This window comes from Haloferula sp. BvORR071, assembly GCF_000739615.1.
GTDB lineage: Bacteria > Verrucomicrobiota > Verrucomicrobiia > Verrucomicrobiales > Akkermansiaceae > Haloferula.
Genome location: NZ_BATP01000060.1, coordinates 139,248 through 162,030 on the forward strand (window position 1 = coordinate 139,248; position 22,783 = coordinate 162,030).

Consider the following 22,783-nt stretch of genomic DNA (forward strand, 5'->3'; position numbering starts at 1 on the left):
GCGGCTCAGGGCTTGCCGGTGAGCTTCTTGTAGAGGGCGGTCTCTTCGGGATCGTAGGCCTTGCCGTCCTTGTGGAAGAGTTCGTGGAACCAGACCGGAGGCTCGGCCGTGTAGTCCACCTTCCAGGAATCCCATGGATACTGGGTCTGGGTCTTGCCGGCGACGAGGCCCCACTGGTAGGCCCAGACGCCCTTCTCCTTGAAGTAAGGGAGGATCTCCTGGAGCTTGCTGCCGGCGGGCCGGGCCATGTACTCGGTGCAGATGACCGGGCGCTTGTATTCGAAGAGCGGCTCGGTGGCGGCCTTGGTCTTTGCGAGGTCGCTGTAGGCGTGGAAGGTGATCACATCGGAGTGATCGAGCTGGTAGGCGTTGAGCGCGTCGCGCTTGTCCTTGGTGGACCAATCGTTGGTCCACACGCCGACGGTGAGCGGCTGGGAAGGCCGGACTTCCTGGCCCCACTTGAAGACCTTCTTCACGAGGTCGAGGGAAAGTTCGGCCTTGTTCTCGGCCTCGACGGAGCCGTAGGCGCTCTTGTTCGGATTGCCGGGCTCGTTGTAGAGGTCCCAGACGATCACGCGCTTGTCGTCCTTGAAGCGGGTGAGCACGCCCTTGACGTAGGGTTCGAGAGCGGCGCGCTTCTTCTCATCTAGCAGGACTGCCTTGCCGGGGCTCTGGACCCAGCCGGAGTTGTGGACGTGTGGCTTTGGATCGCGTTGCTTGCCGAGCTGGGGATTCGGATCCCAGACGTCATCGAGGAGGACGAACATGATCCCGATCTTGTGCTTGTCGGCGATGGCCAGGAACTGGTCCATGCGCTTGAGCAGGCCCTCCGAATCTTGCTCCCAGAGAAGATTGTGGAGGAACACGCGCATGGTGCTCATGCCCACGTCGGCGGCCCAGCCGAGTTCGCGGTCGATGGTGGCGGGGTCGAAGCTGTCTGCCTGCCACATCTCAAGTTGGTTGATCGCGGTGCTAGGCGCGAAGTTCGCACCGGCGCGCCAAGGCTGGGTCTTGCCCCAGGCTTGGGCCTGTTCCGGGGTCCACTGCTGCGCGCTGAGGAGACCGGGAAGGGCGAGGACTAGGAGGGGGAGGAGCCGTGCGGCCCGAAGAGTGGGTTTCATTTGGCAAACAGGTTTGAAATACCGTCGGTGTGAGCAAGGAGCTTAAGGCGCGGTGCGGCGGGGCGTCAAACTTGGGGTGCCGGGCTGACACAGGGGTCGCTGCCGCAGGGATTGGTTGTGCGTTAAAAGTCAAATATCGTGATTAAAAGTGGCATATTGTTGTGTAGGAGAGCCACGCGCATGTTCCGCTTCCTCTCGATCTTTATCTTCTCCTCGGCCACCGCTCTCGCTGCCACGGAGTCTCTTTCTTCCGGCGATTTGACCCGTGAGTTCGCCTTCGACGGGAAGGTGTGGCGGACCAGCGCTCTGATGGCCAAGGACGGCACGAAACTGCCGGTGACGAGCGATGAGTTTCACATCCGCAGCATGGATGACCGCGAGTGGACGGTGAGCGATTTCCAGTCGTTGGGTGAGCCGGAGCACGGGCAGGGCACGCTGGCCTTCCGATACGGATGGGCGGGGGCAAGCCGCCGGAGGGCGCGCCCTCCACGGTGACGGTGAGCTTCAAGGCCACGGGGATGAGCTGGATCCGCAAGGAGTTGCTGCTGGAGTTTCCGGCTGCGGCTACGGTGGATCGGCTGGAGGTGGAGCGGTTTACGACAGAGGGGAAGGCGAGCCGAGGTGGGCGGGGTGAGCCGGTGTTTGTGGGGGATCGTTGGTTCTTCGGTCTGGAGTATCCGGCGGGGCAGTCGCGGCACACGGATGGCAACCAGCCGCTGCCGGATGCGCATCGGTTTGAGAAGGTAGGCAACTATTCCTTCGTGGACTTGGAGGGGCGGGATCGTGAGGCGAAGCCACGGGCGGGATTGCTCCGCCTATTCCATTTCCCGGGATTCGCGAAGGAGGAGGGCGGGCACTACGTGATCCGTAGTAAGAGCGCGGTGGCAGGGCTGATTGCGGCAGGGGATACAGTCGAGAACTGCTTTGGGCGCTATCTGGCCAGCATCGCGAAACCGGATCGTTCCTTCACTCACTACAACAACTGGTTCGACCCTGCGGGGAAATCGCTGAAGGGCGACAACTTCGTGCAGATCCACCGCGATTTCAAAAAGGCGCTGGAGCCATACGACATCAAGATTGATGCGATGGTGCCGGACGACGGCTGGCAGAATCGTTCGTCGGTGTGGGAGCCGGCGGCAGGACATTTCCCCAATGGCTTCAAGGACCTGGCGGCGCTGAGCGAGGAGTTGCGCAAGGATGGCACGAGCCTGGGCCTGTGGCTGGCCTTGGACGGAACGAATACGAACGTCGGCTGGGGCGAGGGCCAAGGCTACAAGAAGGCGAAGGCGAACAAGTATTTCAGCCAATACTTCGCGCACTACTCGCTGAGTGCTGACGGCTACCGGCAGCAGTTGGAGGCACAGCTCCGCAAGCTCGCGGGCGAGGCGAAGGTGGCCTATTTCAAGCACGACTTCAATCACCTCTCTGACACGGGCGAGGGCTGCAATCACCCACCGACCGACCGCCATGGCCATGAGGCGAATGTGGATGCGATGATCGAATTGCTGGCGGCGACGCGTGAGGCAAATCCCGCGGTGTATCAGAACCTGACCAACTGGGTATGGTTCTCCCCTTGGTGGCTGATGCACGGCGATGCGCTGTGGATGCTGGCGGGTGATGATGGCTTCAACGGCAACTGGCCCGAACTCTCGACGCGGGCAATGGCGACGACGGATCGCGATGCCTACATCTGGCGGATGTGGGGTGAGGCAGCCGATCGTCCGCTGGTGCCGATCTCGCGCCTGATGACCCACGGCATCATCCGCAATCCGCGCGGGCAGATGGAGAGCAAGGAGGACACCCTGCGCGACTGGGCCGACCACGCGATGATGTACTATGGACGTGGTATCCAAATGAAGGAGTGGTACCTGACGCCCGCTGCGATGAGCCCGGAGCAGTGGAAGTCGCTCGCAACGATCCACCGCTGGAGCCAGCGCAACTTCAAGGCGCTCGCGAACAACCGCTGGGTCGGCGGTCGCCCGGACGAGGGGCATGCCTACGGCTATGCGGGCTGGGATGGCGAGCGCGGGGTGCTGGTGGCGCGGAATCCCGGAGCGGCGCCGCAGGTGCTGAAGGTGCCCTTTGATTCGGTGGCTGGCTTCGCGGGTACGAGCGGCAAGCCTTACCTGGGCCGGGTGGTATATCCCTATCACGCGACTTGGCCGCAGGGCTTCGTTTCGGGACAGACGATGGAGATTGAGATTCCGGGCTATGAGACCCTGGCCTTTGAGTTTGAGCCTGGCACGCCGAAGGCTGCGGTGGCTCCGGCATTGATGGTCGAGAGCACGGTGAAGACCACGGCTTCGCGTGCATTGGCTACGGTTGAGGTGCCGGCGGCCCTGAAGGGCAGGGGAGAGATTCTGGTGATCGGCTATCCTGAACTGCCGACGGTGCTGATCGATGGCAAGGCGGCGACTCCGCTGCGGAGTTCGAAGGCAGCGATCAATCATTTCGCAGGCTATGCCCGGGCGGGAATGCCGAGCGAAAATGTAAGGCCATGGCAGATGGCCTCTTATGAGGTGAAGGGCTCAGCGGGCAAGAAGGTGACCCTTCAACTCGATGGCGGCGAGAACGTGGTCCGCGCTGAAGCGTGGTGCCTGGCGGAGACTGGAGCGAGCGATGAGGCTTTCAATCCGAAGGACCTGCCTTGGGCGATAGCTGCGGATACCCGCCGCGTGACAAAGCAGATCGTGCCGGAGTGCGGGCTGGAGGGCAATCCCGTGACGGCGCGGCAGTTGAGTGCCACGGAGCTGCGGGATGTCCGGAAGGCTTGGCTGGTAATGGACCAGTTCGGCGTGAGCGAAGGCCACGGGACCAAGTCGCTGTTTCTCAACGGCACCAAGGTGGCGGATCTGCCGGGAGGCGGGGACGAATGGAAGACCAGCCGTTTTGCCCTGTCGGAGGATCAGGTCAGGCAGCTGAAGCCGAGCAATTCCGTGGAGCTGCGCAGCGACAAGAATGACGACAAATACAAGGTCCGCGGTTTCAGCCTGCTGGTGGAGTTGGCGGATGGAAGCCGGGTGCGTTCGACCACCTCGGTGAAGGTTCAGACGAACCTGCGGGATTGGGCCTTCTTTGAGGGCGAGGCGTTTCCGAGTGCGGAAGCGGCGGTTCCAGTGCTGCTGGAGTTTAAAAAGGAGTAGTTTAGGGGAAATTCGGAAAAGTTCTGAAACCGTCCTCCCGCCCTTGCCGGATAAGGCGGTGATGAAGGGAGTTTGGGCTGGAATCACCTTGGGAACCGCATTGGCGCGCGCTGCCAATCCGGGGGCTGTGGATTCCGGCTTCGTCCCGGAATTGCGGGCTCCGGCGGTGCCAGCTTGGACGATTTTGGGACCGGACGGCCGCTCTTGGGTCGGTGGTGGCTTTGACCGTGCCGATGGCGGCAGCACCGGCGATCTGCTGGTGCTGGGTGAGAACGGCGGCGTGGCCCGCGAGCCGGCTCCGGGTTACTTGGCTCCCGATGGCTTGGAAGCCCGGGCGCCGTTTCCTTTGGCCGATGGATCTTTCCTGCTTCCGGCGGCTTCGGGCGAATGGCTGCGCCTGAATGCCAACGGCACCCCGGCCGGACCGGCATTTCCCGGTCTGGCCGCGGGGGAGTCGCTGACCCCGCAATTCGAGCGCGAGGGGAAGCTCTGGTGCATCCGTGCGTCAGCCAGCGGACGGGCTCGGCTTGAGCGGCGCGAGAGCGCGGACGGAAGCATCGATCCCACATTTTCACCCGGAACAGATTGGCCGGACGACGTGCTTGAAGCAGTGCCCGAAGCGTTGGGAGGCGCCTGGGTACTGACAGGAGATCAACGTGCGTCGTCCGGCTTACTGCTTCCTGGGACCGAGCCGAAGGATCAGCACATTTTCTTGGTACATGGGTCAGGGGCGGTAACCGGGGAGATGAGGGTCCTATCCGGTTACCGTCCCGCTATGTTAGCGCCGCGTGCGGATAGCGGGGTTACCGTTGTTCTGGGCGACGATCGTTCCCGCTGGAATTTCTGGCCTGCGCCGACGGCCATGGCATGGACAATCGAATGGCGTTCGGCGGAAGGCCTGGTTCAACGAAGCAGGAACTTTGGCACTCCATTCAACCAGAGCTTCGCGTGGGCGGAGGGCCAGGATGGCTCACTCTTGGTGACCGGCCCGGGTGGCGCTTTGATCCGTTACGACGCCGCTGGCTTGGCCGATGCGAGTTTCCAAAGTCCCGGCAAAGTCCGGCATGTTGCGGCCTTGCCCGGTGGCAAGTGGCTGGTTGATGGCGTGCGGCGCTTGAATGCGGACGGGAGCGCCGATGCCTCGTGGGCCATTCCGGATCTCGACCGCCCGGGCACGGTGAATCTGTTAGAGAAGCTGCCGGATGACCGCGTGCTGGTGGCGGGGGATTTTGATGAGGTGGCGGGAGCTTCGCGCAAGGGGCTCGCGCTCTTCGAGGCCGATGGGAGCTTGGACACGAGCTTCAGCGCCGATGGCCGGGTGGGTGCCTTGATTTCAGCTGCTGCCACGGCGGATGGGATTTATGTGGCTACCGCCGAAACAGTATCGCTGGGAAATCAGCTCGCATCGAACCTGCTGAAACTGAATTTCGACGGCAGTATCGACGAGGACTACGGTCCGGCAACTTACGGTGGACCTTGGATCGTCAATCCCGCCGATACTGTTTCGCTGGGGATTGGTGATGTCAGGCAGCTTGATGCATTGAAGAGCGGCGATCTGATGGTGAGCAGCTATGGCGGCTCCGAGGTCGCAAGCGCCCGGATCGCGCGGCTCCTGCCGGATGGCTCAGGCAAGGCCGATTTCAGGCGCAGCAGTCAATTTGCCAGCCCGGAGGAGTTGGTTCCAGTCAGCAAGGGCGGCTATGCGAGCGGTGGTGTCTTCTTCAAGGAGGACGGCAGCGTGAGCCGCGACATCCGCCGGGAAGGCTTCAAGCTCGATCCTCTCGCGGAGTGGCAGGGTGGCATGCTGTTCCTGGACCGCGATGAGAACTCCGTTTCCGGCCGCCTGCGCTTGTGGAAGGGCAAGGGCTGGGTGGGCACCTTCACTTCGCAGAGGGTGATGGCGCTGCCCGTGGCCGAGGTGGGCGAAAAGAGCCTGCTCTATGTGGCCGGGACCTTCGGCGGAGCCTCGGATATGTCGCTGCGGCGGCTGACGCCGAACGGCAAGCTGGACCCGCAATTCCGCTCGGCAGTCTTCGGCAAGCGATACCGCCGCGAGGCCGGGGAGTGGTGGACGGCGGGCCCCGGTGGTAAAGTGCCTTTCAATCCCGCGAGCTACGAAGAGCGGGCCGCCGTGAGTGCCATGCTGTGGAATAGCGGTAGCGGCAAGCTCTGGGTGGCGGGAGATTTCAACGTCGTCGATGGCCAGAACCGGGACGGTATTGCCTGGATCACGGGTGGGACGAAGGTTCCTCCGACCCGTGCCCGCCCATGAAAAACTGCGGGAATCCCCTGAAACCACGCCTTCCCCCCGGCCGAATCCCATGAGAGAAAGCGACACGCCGATGGCAGAAGCTTCCAAAGCCATTCACCCAGCCGGACAGGCCGATGCCTGGGACGGCTCGTGGCTGCTTGGGCGGATCGCCCGGCGCGATAGCGACGCCCTCGCCGAGCTCTACCGGATGTGGGGCGACCGCCTCTACAGCATGGCCCTGCACTGGGTCAGGGATGAAGGGGCGGCCAAGGAAGCTCTGCAAGATTGCTTCCTGCGGATCTGGAAGCGGGCGGGCGATTTCGAGGCGGAGAAGAGCAAAGGCTTCACCTGGTGCGCGATGATCCTGCGCGGCCTGTGCCTCGATCACCTGCGCAAGAAGCGCCGCCGCGCCGCGGTGTGGCAGGACTGGGAGCGCATGCCCGCGCTGGAAGTGCCATCCCGCAGCGGGGTGGAAGATTTGTTTTTCCGCGATACCGTTTCGCGCGTCCACGCGGCCTTGTCGAAGCTCGACGAGACCGAGGCGGAAAGCGTGCGGGTCGCCTTGTTTGACCCCGGCACCTTGCAGGACCACGCCTCGCGTTGGGGCGTCCCCCTGGGCACCGCGAAGATCCGGGTGCACCGCGCGATGCTGAAACTGCGCGAACTTTTGAAGAAAGGAGGAGTCGATGAACCGACCTGACCGGGAGGACGCGACCGCGCGTGCCTTGGACATCCTGCCGTCCGGCGATCCCGCGGCGAGCGATCCGCGGCTGGTGCGCGATGCGGCGCTGGCCGAGGAGGCCCGCGCCACGCGCGAGGCGGTGGCGGATGTGTGGCTGGCGGTATCCCCGCTACGGGCAGCACCGCCGGAGGTGCTGAACTCCGTGATGGATAAGATCGGCCTCCCGCCAGCGGCGGAGAAGCCAACGAAGAAGAGTGGCCGTCTCGCGCCGCTCCTTGCGGCCAGCGGTTGGGCGGCTGCGGCGGCGGTGACGATTTGCCTGTGGCCGCATCGTGGCGGCGAGGGTACGCAGTCTCAAGTCGCGGAAGGTGGGGCCAAATCCGTGTCGGCCAAGGTTGGTGAACGCGGCATACTCGGCAACGATCTTCCCGTGGACGCCAGCCATCCCGCCTACGACGCAAGCGTCGAGCGTTTGCGCCGGGAATACTCGAATCTGCTGAAGACGGTGGAGATGCTGCGCCGCAACGAGCTGGCCTCTCTGCCACGGGTGATGAGCCTGACGACTCCCGATGCGCCGCGGCGCAGTCCGGAGGAATCGCGGCAGCAGATGTTCCAGAAGATGTTCCAGCTCGTGACGAGTTCGCTGCGCGATCAACTGGAGGTCCATAGCAGCTCGCCGGATGACTCTGTCGCCGCCTTCGTGATTGAGCACGGCTACATTCAGCCGGGCATGGATCTGGCCGATAACAGTATCGTCCTGAGGCACCGCAATTTCCCCGAGGACTCATGGAAGGAACTGGGCTTGTACTACTCCGAGGCGACGGGGAACTACTTTGACCGTGAGCGGCAGTTGCTATGGACTCCGGATCCCCAAGGCGGAGGCTTCGTCGGTCGCAAGACTCCGGAGGCGATGGATCTCAGCGACTACAAGGCGCCCGTCGCCGCTCCTTCCGTCGCGAAGAACGACACTTCGAAGAACCAACCCGAAGGCTTCGTGCTTGAGGATCCGGTGACCAAGAAGGCGGAGGTGGTGATCGATCAAGTGCCGCCACTGCGGGATGGCTACGAGCAAAGGATCCTGTGGACGGACGCCTCTGGCGCGAGCGGGATGATCCCGGTGCTGGTAGCCTCCAATGCGGTGAGCTCTGGCGGCGTGGGCAATAGCGCGGTCTCCTTCACCAATGGTAGCCGCTATCCCTTCCTGCCAGGCCCCTTTGTCTTTGTTGACGGGAATGCAGGGGGCAACGGCTTGGTCGTCGCGGGAGGCGCATCCACGGTGATGGCCAGTTTCTCGACGACTTCCAGTGTGACTTCCTTCAGGCTGGTGCAAGTGCCCGTGGCTGTGGCGGGACAAGTGACGGCTGGCGTCCAAGAGCAGGTGATCGTCGCGGGCGGGCATTAGGCGGATGCAAGGGCATCAGCCGATGTCGTCCAGCTCGCGGAACATCACGTGAGCATCCACGTAGCCGAGTGAGGCATGGCGGAAGGCTTCGGGGAGTGTGCCGACGATGCGGAAGCCGTGCTTTTGCCAGAGGGCTACGGCCACTTCATTGGTCGCGACGACGATGTTGAACTGCATGGCGCGGAAGCCGAGTGACTTCGCGAGCTGGAGCGAGTGCTGGCACATCTTGCCCGCGATGCCTTGGCCACGTGCGGCACTGGCGGTCATGTAGCTGGCATTCGCGATGTGCGAGCCGCGGCCGGGTTGATTCGGCTTCACGATGTAGCTGCCCAGCACTTCATTATCTAACAGCGCGATGTGAGGGTGACAGCTTGGTGCGAACCAGTAGGCGATGAATTCATCCCGTGTGGTGCCGGCCTCGAAGACGTAGGCATCTCCGGCGTCGGTGACTTTCTGGAAGATCCGCCAGATGGCTTCGAGGTGGTCTGGCGTGGCGGGGATGATCTCAAGAGAGGGTATAGCCATAAGAGCGGAAGCGCCACTGGGTGCGGCGACTTTAGTCGGCTTGAATGGTAGGTGATCAAGTGGGGAAGGCTGCTCCCATGGCTAGTCCCGAGTGGCATATCGGGCCGACTGAAGTCGGCGCACCCAGTGGCATCAAGTGTCGCAGGCGGCCAGGGTGGTAGATCACTTGAAGGACTCGGCGTGCTCGATGGCGTAGCGGTCGAGCGCGAGATCGCAGCTGCTTTCGAGTTTATGCCGCTGCTCGTCGAATTCCATGAGGGCCGCGATATTCCTCGGGCTCATGTAGCGTTTTTGCCGTGCCTCCGGATCGGGGGAATTGGCTTCTTCACCGAAGGCCCCGGCGGCTCCTTCCAAGGCAGAAGCCATCTCATCTTGCTTCATGGCCCTTAGTCCAGCCAGTGTGGTCTGCCAATGCTCGCCCTCACTGCTGGCAAAATAATGGGCGATGTTCATCGTGGAGGATGCGAATTCATCCACGGCGAAGTGGAAGCGCTGGGCTTCGTCCAATGCTGCAAATCCCTTCTTATCTTCCAAGATTTCCAAGCGCCTGCGATAACCTTCCAGCCCGTGCCAAGCGAGCAGACCGGACATCGCGGAGCGGGCGAGATCGTTATCTGTTTTGGTCATTTGCTGGAGCAACCCTAGGTCATCCGGATGGTGTCGGCGTCCGAGCAAGAGGAAGGCGGCCGTAGGAGCGGGGTTGGCATCTGCCGCTTGTCCACCCATGATCAGATTCAGCAAGTGCTGCCGGGGGATCTCCACGTTTAGATCGCAGAAGGTATTCAGGATGGTCTCAGAATCCCGGGTGTTTTGACGGAGGACCTCGTCACTCAGGAAGAAGGCCATCGCCTTTTCGCGGTCAAGGCCAAGGAGCACCTTGACCCAGCGCGGAGTGTCCTCGCTATCGGGTTCGAGCTTCCGCACATCGTCGAAGAGCTGTGCCTTGACCTCGGGGTGGAGCGGGCCGCGATTGCTTGCTGCCAGCAGCCCTTCCAGCGCGCTGATGCCGGTATATTCAGAAGGATCGGCCAAGGCCTTGCGGACCAGCGGGATGATTTCCGCTGCACCGGTTTTGGCGATAGTCTCCGCAGCATCGCAGCGCACGGAGTCCTCCTGCTCGTCAAGAAATCCGGCCAACAATGGGACTACGGCGGCGGGCGGAGCATCGCCGAAGAGGTCGCAGAGCCAGTGGAAGGGCCGCTTCGAAAACGGATCGGAGGGGTCGGCTTTTGTTAGCCACTCGGCACGTCGGCCCTTGTCGGCGAGATAGGCGAGCAGAAAGGGGTGGGTGCGTTCGCCCACCCCCTGAAGCAGCTCCGTGCGATCATGCACTTCCCGAGGGGATGTGTCGGGCTTGCGGAAGATGCACTCGTCGAGGGCGGCCTTGAGCTTGGCATCGGGCCATTTGCGGGCGAGTGCGGTGAAGTGAGCGTTTGCCTCATCAAGATCCTTGAAGACCGGCAGGCCGAGTTCGGGCATGAGCTTGGCGAGCGCTTCCCGGTCCCAATGGAGGGTGTTGGCGCCGGCCGGTTCTTCGACGACGACTTCACATAGAAAACAGATCGAAATGTCCGCTACCGGCTTGCCGTTTTGGTCGTAGAAGACGATGCCGTGATGAGGAAGAAAGCAGCCGGATCCGGATCGATCAGGTTTGCTATGGTAGATCGCCTTGAGCAGCTGGGCGACTTGCCCGGCGGTAAGCTTGATTCCCTCCGGATTCACAACCTCGGGATGGAGCTTGCCTTTTTGCAGGATCAGGTTTTTCCGGTTGTCTCCGGGGTTGTAGAGGTAGGCGCGGACTTCCGAGTATTCCACGCTTGGCCAAGCGACGGGAGCGGATGCGGGTGGTTCAGGCTCATGATTCAGGGACCCTGGAGCCAGAACGCTTGGTGCTGCCGGCATTGGCGCGAGAGGAGGAACAGGGGCGGGAGGTGGAATCAGCGGGGGCGGGTCTTGCGCCGCGACTGATCTGATCAAGATCACGCCGAACGCGAGGATGAGCCACCGTTTCATTCCTCACCCTTAGACAGAGTGGCCGGAAATGTCACTGAGAGTTCAATGGCGCAGTCCTTACTCGCGGGCCGCGAGAAGCATGAGGCGTCCCTGTAGGACGCGGTGATGACGGCGGGGCTTTCCCGGCACTTCGTTCCTCGTGCCGGGCTGGTATAAGCCGTCCCTTTGGGACGAAGAGGGCGACGGGCGCTGGATCCCGCGTGGGATGGCAACTACCCGATCACCCGGCACCACAGCAGCTTGAGGTAGCGCGATTCCGGATAGTTCGAGAGTGTGGGATGATCCGGGCCCGCGCCGGTGCGGTCGAAGATCTGCAGGCGCTTGTTCTGGCGGTGCGCGGCGGAGACGACGATCTTCTCAAACTCATCCGCGGAGAGCATGCCCGAGCAGGAGCAGGTGACGAAGAGCCCGCCGGGCTTCACCATCTGCAGCGCGAGCTTGTTCAGGTCATGATACTTGTTGTGGCCGAGCTGGTCTTCGCGGCCGTGGATGAACTTCGGCGGGTCGGCGATGACAAGGTCCCACTGGCGGTTGTTCTCGATCATCGTGCGCGACCAGGTGAAGGCGTCGGCATGGGTGATCTTGATGCGTTGCTGGTTGAGGTTGGCATTGCGCTTGGCCATCTCGATCGCGTTTTCGTCGAGGTCCACCGCCGTCACCTCGGTGGCACCGGCGAGCGCGGCACTGACGGAGAAGCCGCCGGTGTAGCAGCAGAGATCGAGCACGCTGCGGCCCGCGGCCATGGCGGCGAACTGCTTGCGGTTGTCGCGTTGGTCGCAGAAGAAGCCGGTCTTGTGGCCGCCCGCGGGATCGATCTCAAAGGTCACGCCATGCTCGCGGATCTTGAGCGGACGGATCTTTTCGGAAAGCGGATGCGTGAGCGAAGGAATCCCTTCGATGCGCGCGAGGTCGGGGTCGACGCGGATGTGCGCCTTCTCCGTGCCGAAGGCTTCGTGGATCGCGGGCACCCATGCGTCGAGTCGTTGCCAGGCGGCGAGGTTGGTGACCTCCAAGGACATCACCTTGCCGAACTTGTCCGCGACCAAGCCGGGGAGTTGGTCGGCATCGGCGTGGATCGCGCGGTAGGCTTCCGTCTCGGCATCCAGCTTGAAGACTTCGCGGCGCAGGGCGGCGGCGCGCTGGATCGCGCTGATGAAGAAATCCTCGCCCACCACCTCGTCACCGTGGTCGAAGACCCGCAGCGGCATGCCGGCCTTGGGATTCCAAAAGGCACTGCCGAAGGGTTTGCCCTCCTTGTCAATGACTTGGACCAAGGATCCCGCCTTGGCGTCGCGGGAGACCTCGCCGATCATGCGGGGCCAGATCGCGGGGTGGTAGCTGAAGTATTTGAGGCGGACCGTCGGCACAGGGGGAGGGTGAGACTCCCGGGACGGAATGTTCAATCAAAAGGTGGCGTTCCTTCTGGGGGCGCCGGTCTTTAGCTAGGCTCACAGGTAGGGAAGCTAAAGGGTAGATCCGCCAAACTCTGGCAGCTCGGGCTAGCGCCGGCGGCGCAGAAGGAGCAAGCCGGCCAGACCGCTGACGCCCACGAGCGCCGCGGAGGGCTCGGGGACCGTGGCGATGCTGAGATTGTCGTAGCCGACGATCCGGTCGGCCGCGAAGCCGATGTAGCCTTGCCCGGCGGTGAGCTGGGTGATGTTAAGTGTGCCGAGGAGAACGCCATTGGCGTAGTAGTCCATCCGGCTGCCGCCGCTCCCGAAGGCGGAGCCGGTGCCCGCGGTATCCGAGAGGATGATCTTGTAGTCCGTCCACACGTCGAAGCCGGGGGCTGTATAGGTTCCACCGGGAGCATTGGCACCGTGGTTCCAGACTTCGGTGCCGCCGTTCGCACGGAACAAGACGGAGGAGACGTTGCCGCCGTTCACAAAGGGCACGCCTGTCGCATCGCCGACCGTGACGGAGACCCAACTGGTCGGGCCGGTATTTGCAATGCTGGAGATCAGCCCCAGAAAGCTGATTTCGAGGGGCAGGGTTTGGGTCGAGAAGTCGTAGTTGACGTAGGCTGTTCCTCCAAAGGCGGCCAGAAACTCATCGCCGAGGCCACTGCCTGGGCTCGGGGGCAGGGTGGCGGTATTGCCGATCTGGACGTTGTTGGCCTGGAGGTAGCCCAGAGTGGCCAAGGAGCCGCCCTGGCGTCCCGGATTGTTGATCTGGTCGTTCGGCGTTTGGTTCGAGGTCGCGTCGAAGTTGTCCGTGAAAAGGACGACAGCGTTTGAGGAGGACGCAGCGCCAGCCAGCAATGCGAGGGCGAGCAGGAAGGGTTTGGTGGAAGCGGTCATGAGGGAGGTGCCGGGCATGGGCTTGCCCGGACCACATCATGGGTGTCGCTCAATGGAGAGCGATGGAATCCGATCCCAAGTTCCTGCCAAAATCCGGCGGGAAAACCCTACTTGAGGAGCTTTTGCGCCTTCAGCCAGTCGTCGAAACGGACGATCCACTGGCTCTCCGGAGTATTGGCCTTGCTCGGCCGGTAGCCGAAGCCATGGCCGCCGCTGGAGTAGAGATGCAGCTCGACCGGGACCTTGGCGGCCTTGAAGTCGAGGTAGACCTTGGTCAGGCCTTCGGAGATGTCCGGGCGGTCATTCGCCGAGGCTGCGAGGAAGGCCGGCGGCGATTCCGCGAAAGGAACGATGCGATTGGAGCGCCCGGGATAGATCAGGGCCTGGAAGTCGGGGCGATCGCTGAGGCGGTCCAGCGGCTCCGCGGCATCCGCGCTGGCGGGGTGGAATTTCATGCTGGAGATCGCGCAGACCTCGCCGCCGGCGGAGAAGCCCATCACGCCGACCGCATCGGGCCGGATGTGCCATTCGGAGGCGCGGCTGCGGACGAGGCGGAGGGCACGCTGCATGTCGGGCACCGCGTGGTCGTCCACGGTGTAGGTCGAGCCTTCTTCCTTCGCGAGGCGGTACTTCAAGACGAAGGCAGCGATGCCATGCTCCGCGAGCCATTCGGCGACGTTGCTGCCTTCATGCGTCACGCAGAGGATCGAGTGCCCGCCACCCGGCGCCACGATCACCGCCACGCCGGTCGCCTTGTCCGCGGCAGGCAGATAGGGAGTGATGGTGGGCTTGTGGACGTTCGACACGGTGAGCTCGCCGTTGTCAGACTTCTTCACGATCTCCTCACCGGTCTTGCCTTCGCTACCGGGAGCGCCGTTGGGCCAGAGGAGGACTTCCTCCGCGTGGAGGGGGAGGAGCAGGGCGAGGGAGAGGAGGAGGGTTTTCATGAGAAGGGCTGCAGTGAAGGACGAATTCCGAATATGGTGGTACGTAGTCCCGCCTTTAGGCGGATGAAGCTAGGGTGGATCATGCTGCCGGGATGGCTTCGTCCGCCTAAAGGCGGGACTACGTACCACGTATGGCGCGCTTTGAAGGGAGGCTTCCGACAATCACTCACACACTGGCCAGCCTTCCAGTGCTATCCCCGAAGCGCTCCATCTGCGGCACGCCCATGGCATCGAGCATGTTCAGGTAGAGGTTGCACATCGGAGTCGGGGAATTGCTGCGGTAAGCCCCGGGATTCAAGGCACCGCCGCCATTGCCGGCTAGGACCACGGGCAGGTTCGCGTGGGTGTGGCGGTTGCCGTCGGAGTTGCCGCAGCCATAGACGATCATCGAATTGTGCAAGACCGATTGGCCGTCGGCGTCGTGCTTGGCTTCGAGCAAGGTCAGGAACTCGGCGAGGCGCTCGGCGTAGAAACGGTCGATCATCTTGACCTTCTCGATCATGTCCTTGTCCTCGCGGTGGTGGGACAGCGAGTGATGACCTTCGGGGACATTGATTTCCGGAAAGGAGCGGTTGCTGCCATCGCGGGCCAGTAGCACAGAGGCCACGCGGGTGGCATCGGTCTCGAAGGCCAAGGCCGTCATCTGGAACATCAGCTTGATGTACTCGTCGTAGGCAGTGGGAATGCCATCGGGCGTGATGATGTCGGGATCGGGGATGTTCTTGAAGCTCTCCGCGGTTTCGATCTGCTGCTCGATCTCGCGGATGCCGGTGAGATACTCATCCATCTTCGCCTTGTCGCGATTGGTCAGCTGGCTCTCGAACTCCTTAGCGTCCTCCATCACGAAGTCGAGGATCGAGCGCTGCTGGGCGCGGCGGCGGGCGAGACTACTGCCGCGCTCACCGGGACTGCCCGAGCCGAAGAGACGCTCGAAGACCAGGCGCGGGTTCGATTCCGGAGCGAGCGGTGAGGTCGGCGTGCGCCAAGCGAGGTTCGACTCGTAGGCGCAAGAGTAGCCGGAGTCGCAGCCGCCAGACTTGCGGTGCGGGTCACAGGAGAGCTCCAGCGAGGAGAAGCGGGTATTCGTGCCGATATGCTGGGCGGCAATCTGATCGACCGAGATGCCGGCGTGGATGTCACTGCCGGCGGTCTTCTTAACGCGGACGCCGGTGAGGAAGGTGCCATTGGCGCGTGCGTGGTCGCCCGCTCCATCATTGCCCGGATCGGCATTGAGATGCTCCAGGCCCTGGAGCACCTGGACGCGGTGCTTCAGCGGTGAGAGCGGGGCCAAGGTGTTATCCAAGCGGAAGTCCGCACCGCTGCCAGCGGCGGTCCAAGTGCTCTGAATCGCACCATTCGGGAAGTACAGGAAGGCCATGCGCAGGGGGGCACCGCTGGCGGTGGTACCAAAGCGGACAGGGCCGCCTGACACAGCGGCGGCCATGGCGCGCGGCATGAAGGCTTCGAGCGAAGGCAGGGCCAGGCAGGTTCCCAAGCCACGGAGGAAGCGGCGGCGGTTGGTGACGGCGTTCATGTCGAGGGTCGGTGACGTTTTTGGAAAGGGGCGGATTCGATGATGCCCATGATCACGGTGGAAAACTTGCCCTTGTCGGCTTCCAGCTTGTCCACGATCGCATCGATCGTGGTGATGTCGCCGGGCTCCGGTCCGCGGCCGATGGCGTAGGTGAGGAGCTTCTCCGTCAGGCAGCGATAGTAGTCGGCACGGCGGGTGGTGACGAGCAGGTGCTTCAGCTCCCGGACATCGGCGAATTTCTCGCCGGTGATGAGCTGCCCCTCTGGAGAGGCGAGCGGTTGGCCGCGCTCCTTGTCGCGCCACAGGCCCATTGCATTGAAGTTCTCCAGCGCGAGGCCGAGTGGGTCCATGCGGTTGTGGCAGGAGGAGCAGAGCGGTTTTTCACGGTGGATCGCCAGCGCTTCGCGGAGGGTCAGCTCGTGGCCGTCGGAGGCCTTTTCAGAAGCTTCCAGCGCCGGGATGTTCGGCGGTGGTGGCGGGGGCGGGGTGCCCAGGATATTATCGAGGATGAAGAGCCCGCGCTTCACCGGTGAGGTGCGGGTCGGGTTCGAGGTCACCGCAAGTACGGTGCCCATCGTAATAATCCCGCCGCGCGGGCTGTCCGGTGGCAGCTTGACCAGGCGCATGTCGCCGCCTTCCACGCCGAGGATGCCGTAATGATTGGCCAACTCGCCATTCAGGAATGTGGAGTCGCTCTCGATCAGCTCCAGCACGCTGCGGTCTTCCCGGAGCAGGTAGCGGAAATACATCTCGGCCTCGCGGCGCATGGCAGTGCGCAGGGATCCGCTGAACTCGACGCGCTTGCCGTTGCCGCGGAATTTCGCGCGGATTTCCTTCAGTTCTTCGCGCAGCGCGGTGACCTTGGCGTCGTCGCCGGCCTTCTGGGCCTCGTCGATTTCCTGGTTCAGTCGGCGGAAGGTCTCGAAGCGCTCCTTGTTCGCCTGCTCGGTGCCGGCATCGCGGGCGAGAACCACGCGGGCATCGATGCTGACACCTTCCACGTCGCGGGTTTGCAGCCATTGGCCGGCGAAGTTTTCGACAAACTGGTCGGAGCGCTTATCTTTGAGCATCCGCTGGACCTGCTCGTTCAGGTTCTTGCGTAGTTCACCACGCGAGGCGAGGTCCAGCAGTGTCTCATCCGGCATGGTGGACCAGAGGAAGTAGGAGAGCCGCGAGGCCAGGGAGTATTCGTCCAGCAGTGGATGGGCCTGCGGGTTTTCCTCCGGCAGTGTGCGCTCCATGCGGAAGAGGAAGCGCGGCGAAGCCAGCACGGCTGAGATCGCGCGGCCGATGCCCTTCTCGAAGGTCCCGCCGGGTGCTTCCGCGGACTGCTTGGCAATCGCGACCAGCTTCGTGACCGTGCCATCGTCCACCGGACGGCGGAAGGCGCGGCTGGCAAAGCGCTGGAGGATCTCCGTGGCGTATTCCTCACGCTCGCCCGGGTCGGAGGGGACGCTATCGCGGGTGAAGAAGCGCTCGTAGTTCGGCGGATGAACGAAGTGCTCCGGCTCCATCGGGCCGATCAGCGTGACGCCATTGAGGGAGAGATTCACGCTCGGCGGACCGTCACCGAGGTCCGGCGGTTGCTGCGACTTGTCGACCAGAGGTTCGAGCGTCAGGTGCAGCGGATAGGTGCCAGCCTCCCACTTCACTTCCACGCTCGACTCCATCTTCTTGCCGGAACTCCACTTGAGCTCTTCTTCCAGCAACTGCTTGCCATCCACGCTCCAAGTCGCCTTTGCCCGGCCGGGGTCGTAGGAGAAGGAGCCGCGGGTGGTCGCGTTGAGAATCACGCGGTAGGTGCCGGGCCTCTCGATCGTGACCTGGGCGGTGAGATCGGCAGGATCGTAGAGAGAGAGGCGATACTCGCCATCGTCCCTTCCTCGCTCGCCTCGACCGCGGAAAATTCCGGCCGGGAAAGGCCACTGCCGCGTCACCCGGTTCTCCAGCGGCACCGCCTTTTCGACGATCGTCTCGGCGGCCTGCATGTATTTCTCCAGCAGCATGGGCGAGGTGCTGAGCACGTCTCCGATGTTGTCGAAGCCATAGCCGGTGTCGTCGGCGGGAAATTCCTCGTCGGTGCGGAAATCGAAGCCGGTCAGATCGCGGACCGTGTTGCGGTATTCGACGCGGTTGAGACGGCGCAGGGTCACGCGGCCGGGATCCGGGTTCGCGGGGTCTAGTTTCAGGGGCCCGCGCTTGATCCAGTCCTGAAGGGCTGCCACCTCTTCCGCGGCGGGCCGCTTCTTCTTGGCCGGAGGCATCATCCCGGAGCGCACGTTGTTCAGCACGTGGACCCACAGGTCGGTTTGCTTCATCAGCTCCTCCGTGTTGGCAAAGGTATCGAAGCTCACTTTTCCTTTGTCTTCGCCGTCACCATGGCAATCGAAGCAGTGGTCTTCGAGAAACGGGTGTATCTTTGCGTCGTAGATGGCGGAAAAATCATCACCCTTGGCCACTGTGCCGAAACACAGAGCCCATAAGGCCGGTCGTAGGAGGAGTATGCGGGATCGCACTGGGATGGAACTCTGGAAAGCGGGATTGGTCGCCCGCATCAAGAACGTGAGCCAAGGGGCAGATCACGCAGGATGACACGGTCAGGTTGGGAGGTTTACGACGGAATCAGATTCCGGATTTCGTCAAATCCACACCCGATTGAGTAACCCCCAAACGGGGGAGACGCCGCAAGCACGCAAAAAAGCCGGGCACCAGTCGTGAACTGGTGCCCGGCGGGTCTTCTGAAAATGGTTTTCAAGGCCGCGGCCAATCGCCGGAAACCAGCCATGGAGGGCGTCGCGGACGTGGCCTTGAAAACAGGACCGCAGCATCCAATCTGCGGAACAGCTAGGAAAACGAATCGAGCGAAGCCGGTCTCAATGGACGGCTTCGCTTACTGAGGCATCGATGCCAGGGCTGAAGTCAGCGATGCGGTTGGCGCGGGCCTTCAAGGCGCCGCCGATTTCCTCTACGATGATCGAGTGAGGAAAGAAACCGTAGGCGCTCTGGTGCCATTCCGACCAAGCGATCATCGGGGCATCCCAGATGCGGTGGGCTTCGCATTGCAGGTGGGCGAAGTAGCGGCGGGAGATTCCGGCTTGGCGGTCGGTGTCGCTGAGCGGAGCCTTGACGATCTCGCGGACGGAGAGGCCCTTGAATTCAATGCGGGTGTGGAAGTCGCCGATCCGGTGGGTGGTGCGGGCGCAGCCATCGGGACGGAACGCGACCGAGGCCTTGATGAACTCCGAGCTGACGGCCAGCACTTCCTCCGCTTCGGTAGCCCTCATCGGCGTGGTCGCCGTGATGGCTTCCGCGACCTCGGGGCCTGCGGGGACTTGCGTCTGTGCCGTCAGGGGGAGGATGGCGGTGAAGAGGAGAAACAGGGCGGGCTTCATGTGTGTGGCGTGAGCATGCCGTCCAAGTGTGGTCCTCGCCATTCCGGGATCGCGCTTACGCGATCACGCAGCAACGAAAACGGGGGCAAGAAAATGCCCGCCAACGCAGGCCGGTGGCGGGCTTTTCTGGTGCCGTCGGAATCCGGGAAAATGCGGATCATTCCGACACGGCGATGTCAGCTCATCGGCCTTCAGACGCCACTGCGGAGGATCTCCAAGGGCGGGTGGTTGCAGACCCCGCGGCTGAGAAGCAGGCCGCCGACGACGGAAAGGCCGGTCGCGGTGGCGAAGGCGGCAGCCAGAAGCCCGGCCGGTGGCCATGGGTCCGCCTTGAAGACGAAGGTGGCCAAGGCGGCATTGGCACCGGCGGCGAGGATGATGCCGGTCAGGGCCGAAAGCAGGCCGAGGGTGGCGTACTCGATGACGAGGATCGCGCGGACTTGGCGGGCGGAGGCTCCGAGGGTCCGCAGCAGCACGCTCTCGCGCAGGCGCAGGTCGCGGCCGTTGAGCAGGGTGCCAATCAAGATCGGCAAGCCTGCCAGCACGGTAAAGCCAGCCAGCACCGAGATCACGCCGGAGATCTTGCCGAGGATGTCGCGGACCGTTTTCAAGATCAGGGTGAGATCCACCGTCGAGACATTCGGGAACTTGTCCACCACCACGCGCTGGAGTTCGCCGGTGGCCGCGGGTGTGGCGGTCTTGGTGGTGATCACGTGGAAGCCGGGAGCGTCCTCTAACACCCCGGGCGGGAAGACCATGAAGAAGTTCAGGTTGAAGCGGCTCCAGTCCACCTTGCGGAGGCTGGTGAGCTTGGCCTTCACGGGAACGCCTTGGACGTCGAGTGTCAGTTCATCGCCGAGCTTGAGGCCGATCTCACCGGCGATCTGCTCTTCCATGGAGAGGGGAACAGGTCCGCCGGGTGGCACGCTCTTGTGCCATTCGCCGGCGACGAGGGTCTCGGTCGGATTCAGGGAGTCGCGGTAAGTGGAGCGGAATTCGCGGCGGCCCATGCGCCCCTGGGGTGCTTCGTCGCCACGGATCGACTGGATCCGCATGGTGACCATGGGGGTGTCCTCGAGGATGGGCAGCTTCTGATCTGTTAGGATCTGGCGAACGCCGTCGACTTGGTCCGGCTGCACGTCGATCAAGTAGATGCTCGGGCTGTTCGCTGTCTGGGTGACATCCAGGCGCTGCTGGATCAGGCGGCCGGCGAGCAGGATGGTGACCAGCAGGAAGGTGCCCAAGCCGAGCGAGAGCAGGAAGAGCAGGGTCTGGTTGTGCGGGCGGTGGAGATTCGAAATGCCTTGGCGTAGCAGATAGGGCCAGCGCGGGCGGACGATGCGGCGGGTGATGAAGATCAGGCTGCGCGCCACCAGTGCCAGCACCGCGAAGGCAGCAGCGAGGCCGCCGACCATCGCGAGCGAGCGTTTCCAATCGCGGTCCTGATTCAGCGCGAGCAGCACTAGCAGACCGCCTAGCAGAAGGTAGATTGGCAGGGCACGCAGCGGCTGGCCTTCGAGGCTGGCTCCGCCGCGCAAGGTGACAGCGGGGGAGATGCGGCGGATCTTGAGCAGTGGCAGCAGGGCGAAGCCGCAGCAGACGGCGAAGCCTGAGGCGGCAGTTTGCGCCACGACCTTCCATTCCGGAGTGGGCGCGATCTCCAGTGGCAGTTCGCCGCGGAAGAGCCAGAGTACGCCGGTCTGCAAGCCGATGCCGAGTGCCGCCCCGATGAGAGCACCCAATAGGCCCAACGCGCCGGCTTGGGCAAAGTAGATCGCACAGGCGAGATGACGCGGGCAGCCGAGGCAGCGCAGGATTGCGATGACCGGCACACGGCGGCTGACATGAGCATGGACTGCACCAGCCACACCGATGGCCCCGAGCACCAGCGAGGCGAGCGCGATGATGCCGAGGAACTGCTGCAGGTTGTCGACCGCGTCGCCGATCGTTTCGCGGCGGTCGTCCGGGCTTTCGGTGCGGAAGGAGCGGTTCACCTCGTCTTTGATCCGGTCCTTCTCCGCCTTTGCTGAAACGCCCGGCTTGAACTTCAGGTGGACCACGGAGGAGCTCATGCTGTTGCTGCCGAGCAGTCCTGAGTCGGCTACATCCGCCAGGCGGACGTAGGCCTCGGGGGCGAAGCCGCTGAAGCGCCCGGAGCGTGGAGCGGGCTTGGTGATCGCGCCGAGGATCGGCAGCTTGAGTTTTCCGAGCTCCACCAGATCTCCCGGCTTGGCTTGGAATTGATCAAGGAGGGCCTGTTCTAACAGAATTCCGGGCTCTTGTTGCAGGCGCTTCCATGCATCCGGTGGCTGCGTATCAACCGTGCCGTAGAAGGGGTAGGGGCCCCCGATGCCGCGGATCTGGAAGAGCCGCACCGCACCGGCGGGGAACTTCAACATCGAGGGAAAGGTGACCTCGCGGCTGGTGTCTTCGGACATCGCGGCCAGCTTCGCGAATTCCTCATCCGTGATCGCGCGGCGCGAGGTGATCTGGAGGTCGGAGCCTAACAGCGCCTTGGCTTGGGTGGCCACGCCCTTCTCGATGCTGGCCTTGAGCGAATGGATGGCGACCAGCGCGGCGATGCCGGAGACGATCGCCAATGAGAAGATCACGAGCCGCAGGCGCTGCGAACGGCTGTCGCGCCAGGCCATTTTCCAGGTCCAGGGATGGAAGAGGGCGACGAGCAGATTGCCTGGCAGTGGCTTGGGATCACTCGCCATGGCTCTGGACTTCCTCCGCGATGATGGTTCCGCCGCTCATCTTCACCACCCGGCGGGCCTTCGCCGCCAGAGCGGGGTCGTGCGTCACCAGCACCAGCGAGGTGCCCGCCTCGCGGTTGAGGCGGAAGAGCATCTCGACGATCGGGCCGGCGGTATCGGCATCCAAATTACCGGTCGGCTCATCGGCAAAGAGGATCTTGGGCCGGTGGATGAAGGCGCGGGCGAGTGCGACGCGCTGCTGCTCGCCGCCGGAGAGCTGAAGCGGGTAGTGGTCGATCCGGTCGCCGAGGCCGACCTGTTTGAGAAGCTCCGCCGCCTCCTTGTCGCGGCCGGACTCGCCGCGCAGCTCGAGCGGGACCAGCACGTTCTCGATTGCGGTGAGGGTGGGGATCAGTTGGAAACTCTGGAACACGAAGCCGACCAAGCGGTTGCGCAGGGCGGCCCGCTGATCCTGGCTGAGGTCCTCCAGCGGCTGCCCATCCAGCAGGACACTGCCGCTGGTCGCATTGTCGAGACCCGCGCAGAGACCCAACAGGGTGGTCTTGCCACTGCCGGAAGGCCCGATGATCGCGCAGCTATCGCCCTCCTGGAGGGCGAAATTCACGTCGCGCAGGACCGTGACCTCGTGGGTGTGGGTGCGGTGAACCTTCCTGAGATCCCGCACTTCCAGGATGGGTCGTTTGACAGGTTTCGGCTCGTGGTTCAGGCTCGTCGTGGGAGAAACAGATGACATCGGGAAAAAGCTTCGCGTTC

Annotated in this window: 16 protein-coding genes; 5 read left to right on the forward strand and 11 right to left on the reverse strand. The window is 63.3% G+C overall.

Annotation, left to right across the window (positions count from 1 at the left end; genetic code table 11):
• Window positions 1-5: 5 nt before the first annotated feature.
• Window positions 6-1,121 (reverse strand): cellulase family glycosylhydrolase, encoded by a 1,116-nt coding sequence (locus BV071_RS30965; RefSeq protein WP_035615882.1) that lies wholly within the window; start codon window positions 1,119-1,121, stop codon window positions 6-8.
• 180 nt (window positions 1,122-1,301) lie between these two features.
• Here BV071_RS30965 and BV071_RS30970 point away from each other — a divergent pair, with 180 nt between their 5' ends.
• The 5 genes from BV071_RS30970 to BV071_RS30990 all read left to right on the forward strand — a co-directional run bounded on the left by BV071_RS30970 (window position 1,302) and on the right by BV071_RS30990 (window position 8,599).
• The gene (locus BV071_RS30970; RefSeq protein WP_035615884.1) at window positions 1,302-1,616 is read left to right on the forward strand and encodes a hypothetical protein; all 315 of its coding nucleotides are present in this window, start codon (window positions 1,302-1,304) and stop codon (window positions 1,614-1,616) included.
• Window positions 1,574-4,264 (forward strand): hypothetical protein, encoded by a 2,691-nt coding sequence (locus BV071_RS30975; RefSeq protein ID WP_035615885.1) that lies wholly within the window; start codon window positions 1,574-1,576, stop codon window positions 4,262-4,264. The genes BV071_RS30970 and BV071_RS30975 overlap by 43 nt, the downstream gene beginning before the upstream one ends.
• A gap of 61 nt (window positions 4,265-4,325) precedes the next feature.
• On the forward strand, window positions 4,326-6,536 hold the full coding sequence (locus BV071_RS30980) for a delta-60 repeat domain-containing protein (RefSeq protein ID WP_265595120.1): 2,211 nt from the start codon (window positions 4,326-4,328) through the stop codon (window positions 6,534-6,536).
• Window positions 6,537-6,585: 49 nt separating this feature from the next.
• Window positions 6,586-7,215: a sigma-70 family RNA polymerase sigma factor gene (locus BV071_RS30985; protein ID WP_265595121.1), complete on the forward strand. Its 630-nt coding sequence runs from the start codon at window positions 6,586-6,588 to the stop codon at window positions 7,213-7,215.
• Window positions 7,202-8,599 carry a hypothetical protein gene (locus BV071_RS30990; protein WP_035615891.1) on the forward strand — a complete coding sequence of 466 codons (1,398 nt, stop codon included), beginning with the start codon at window positions 7,202-7,204 and terminating at the stop codon, window positions 8,597-8,599. Before BV071_RS30985 ends, BV071_RS30990 begins: the two co-directional genes overlap by 14 nt.
• 15 nt (window positions 8,600-8,614) lie before the next feature.
• Here the strand turns inward: BV071_RS30990 and BV071_RS30995 are convergent, their stop codons facing one another.
• The 10 genes from BV071_RS30995 to BV071_RS31040 form a co-directional block, all read right to left on the reverse strand.
• Entirely contained in the window at window positions 8,615-9,124 is a 510-nt protein-coding gene (locus tag BV071_RS30995) for a GNAT family N-acetyltransferase (RefSeq protein WP_052574091.1), read from the reverse strand.
• A gap of 162 nt (window positions 9,125-9,286) precedes the next feature.
• The gene (locus BV071_RS34010; RefSeq protein ID WP_052574092.1) at window positions 9,287-10,939 is read right to left on the reverse strand and encodes a DUF4375 domain-containing protein; all 1,653 of its coding nucleotides are present in this window, start codon (window positions 10,937-10,939) and stop codon (window positions 9,287-9,289) included.
• A 410-nt stretch (window positions 10,940-11,349) separates the two neighbouring features.
• Window positions 11,350-12,504 (reverse strand): class I SAM-dependent rRNA methyltransferase, encoded by a 1,155-nt coding sequence (locus tag BV071_RS31005; RefSeq protein ID WP_265595122.1) that lies wholly within the window; start codon window positions 12,502-12,504, stop codon window positions 11,350-11,352.
• 132 nt (window positions 12,505-12,636) lie between these two features.
• Entirely contained in the window at window positions 12,637-13,437 is an 801-nt protein-coding gene (locus tag BV071_RS31010) for a hypothetical protein (RefSeq protein WP_265595123.1), read from the reverse strand.
• A gap of 107 nt (window positions 13,438-13,544) precedes the next feature.
• On the reverse strand, window positions 13,545-14,384 hold the full coding sequence (locus BV071_RS31015) for an alpha/beta hydrolase (RefSeq protein ID WP_035615896.1): 840 nt from the start codon (window positions 14,382-14,384) through the stop codon (window positions 13,545-13,547).
• Window positions 14,385-14,550: 166 nt separating this feature from the next.
• A complete protein-coding gene (locus BV071_RS31020; protein WP_035615899.1) occupies window positions 14,551-15,918 on the reverse strand; it encodes a DUF1552 domain-containing protein in 1,368 nt (455 codons plus the stop codon).
• On the reverse strand, window positions 15,915-18,473 hold the full coding sequence (locus BV071_RS31025; RefSeq protein WP_081886356.1) for a DUF1592 domain-containing protein: 2,559 nt from the start codon (window positions 18,471-18,473) through the stop codon (window positions 15,915-15,917). Before BV071_RS31025 ends, BV071_RS31020 begins: the two co-directional genes overlap by 4 nt.
• Before the next feature lie 318 nt (window positions 18,474-18,791).
• Entirely contained in the window at window positions 18,792-19,310 is a 519-nt protein-coding gene (locus BV071_RS31030) for a hypothetical protein (protein WP_035615901.1), read from the reverse strand.
• A gap of 191 nt (window positions 19,311-19,501) precedes the next feature.
• Complete coding sequence (locus tag BV071_RS31035) at window positions 19,502-22,030, reverse strand: FtsX-like permease family protein (RefSeq protein WP_052574095.1); 2,529 nt, start codon at window positions 22,028-22,030, stop codon at window positions 19,502-19,504.
• A complete protein-coding gene (locus BV071_RS31040) occupies window positions 22,020-22,763 on the reverse strand; it encodes an ABC transporter ATP-binding protein (RefSeq protein ID WP_052574096.1) in 744 nt (247 codons plus the stop codon). The genes BV071_RS31035 and BV071_RS31040 overlap by 11 nt, the downstream gene beginning before the upstream one ends.
• Window positions 22,764-22,783: the final 20 nt, after the last annotated feature.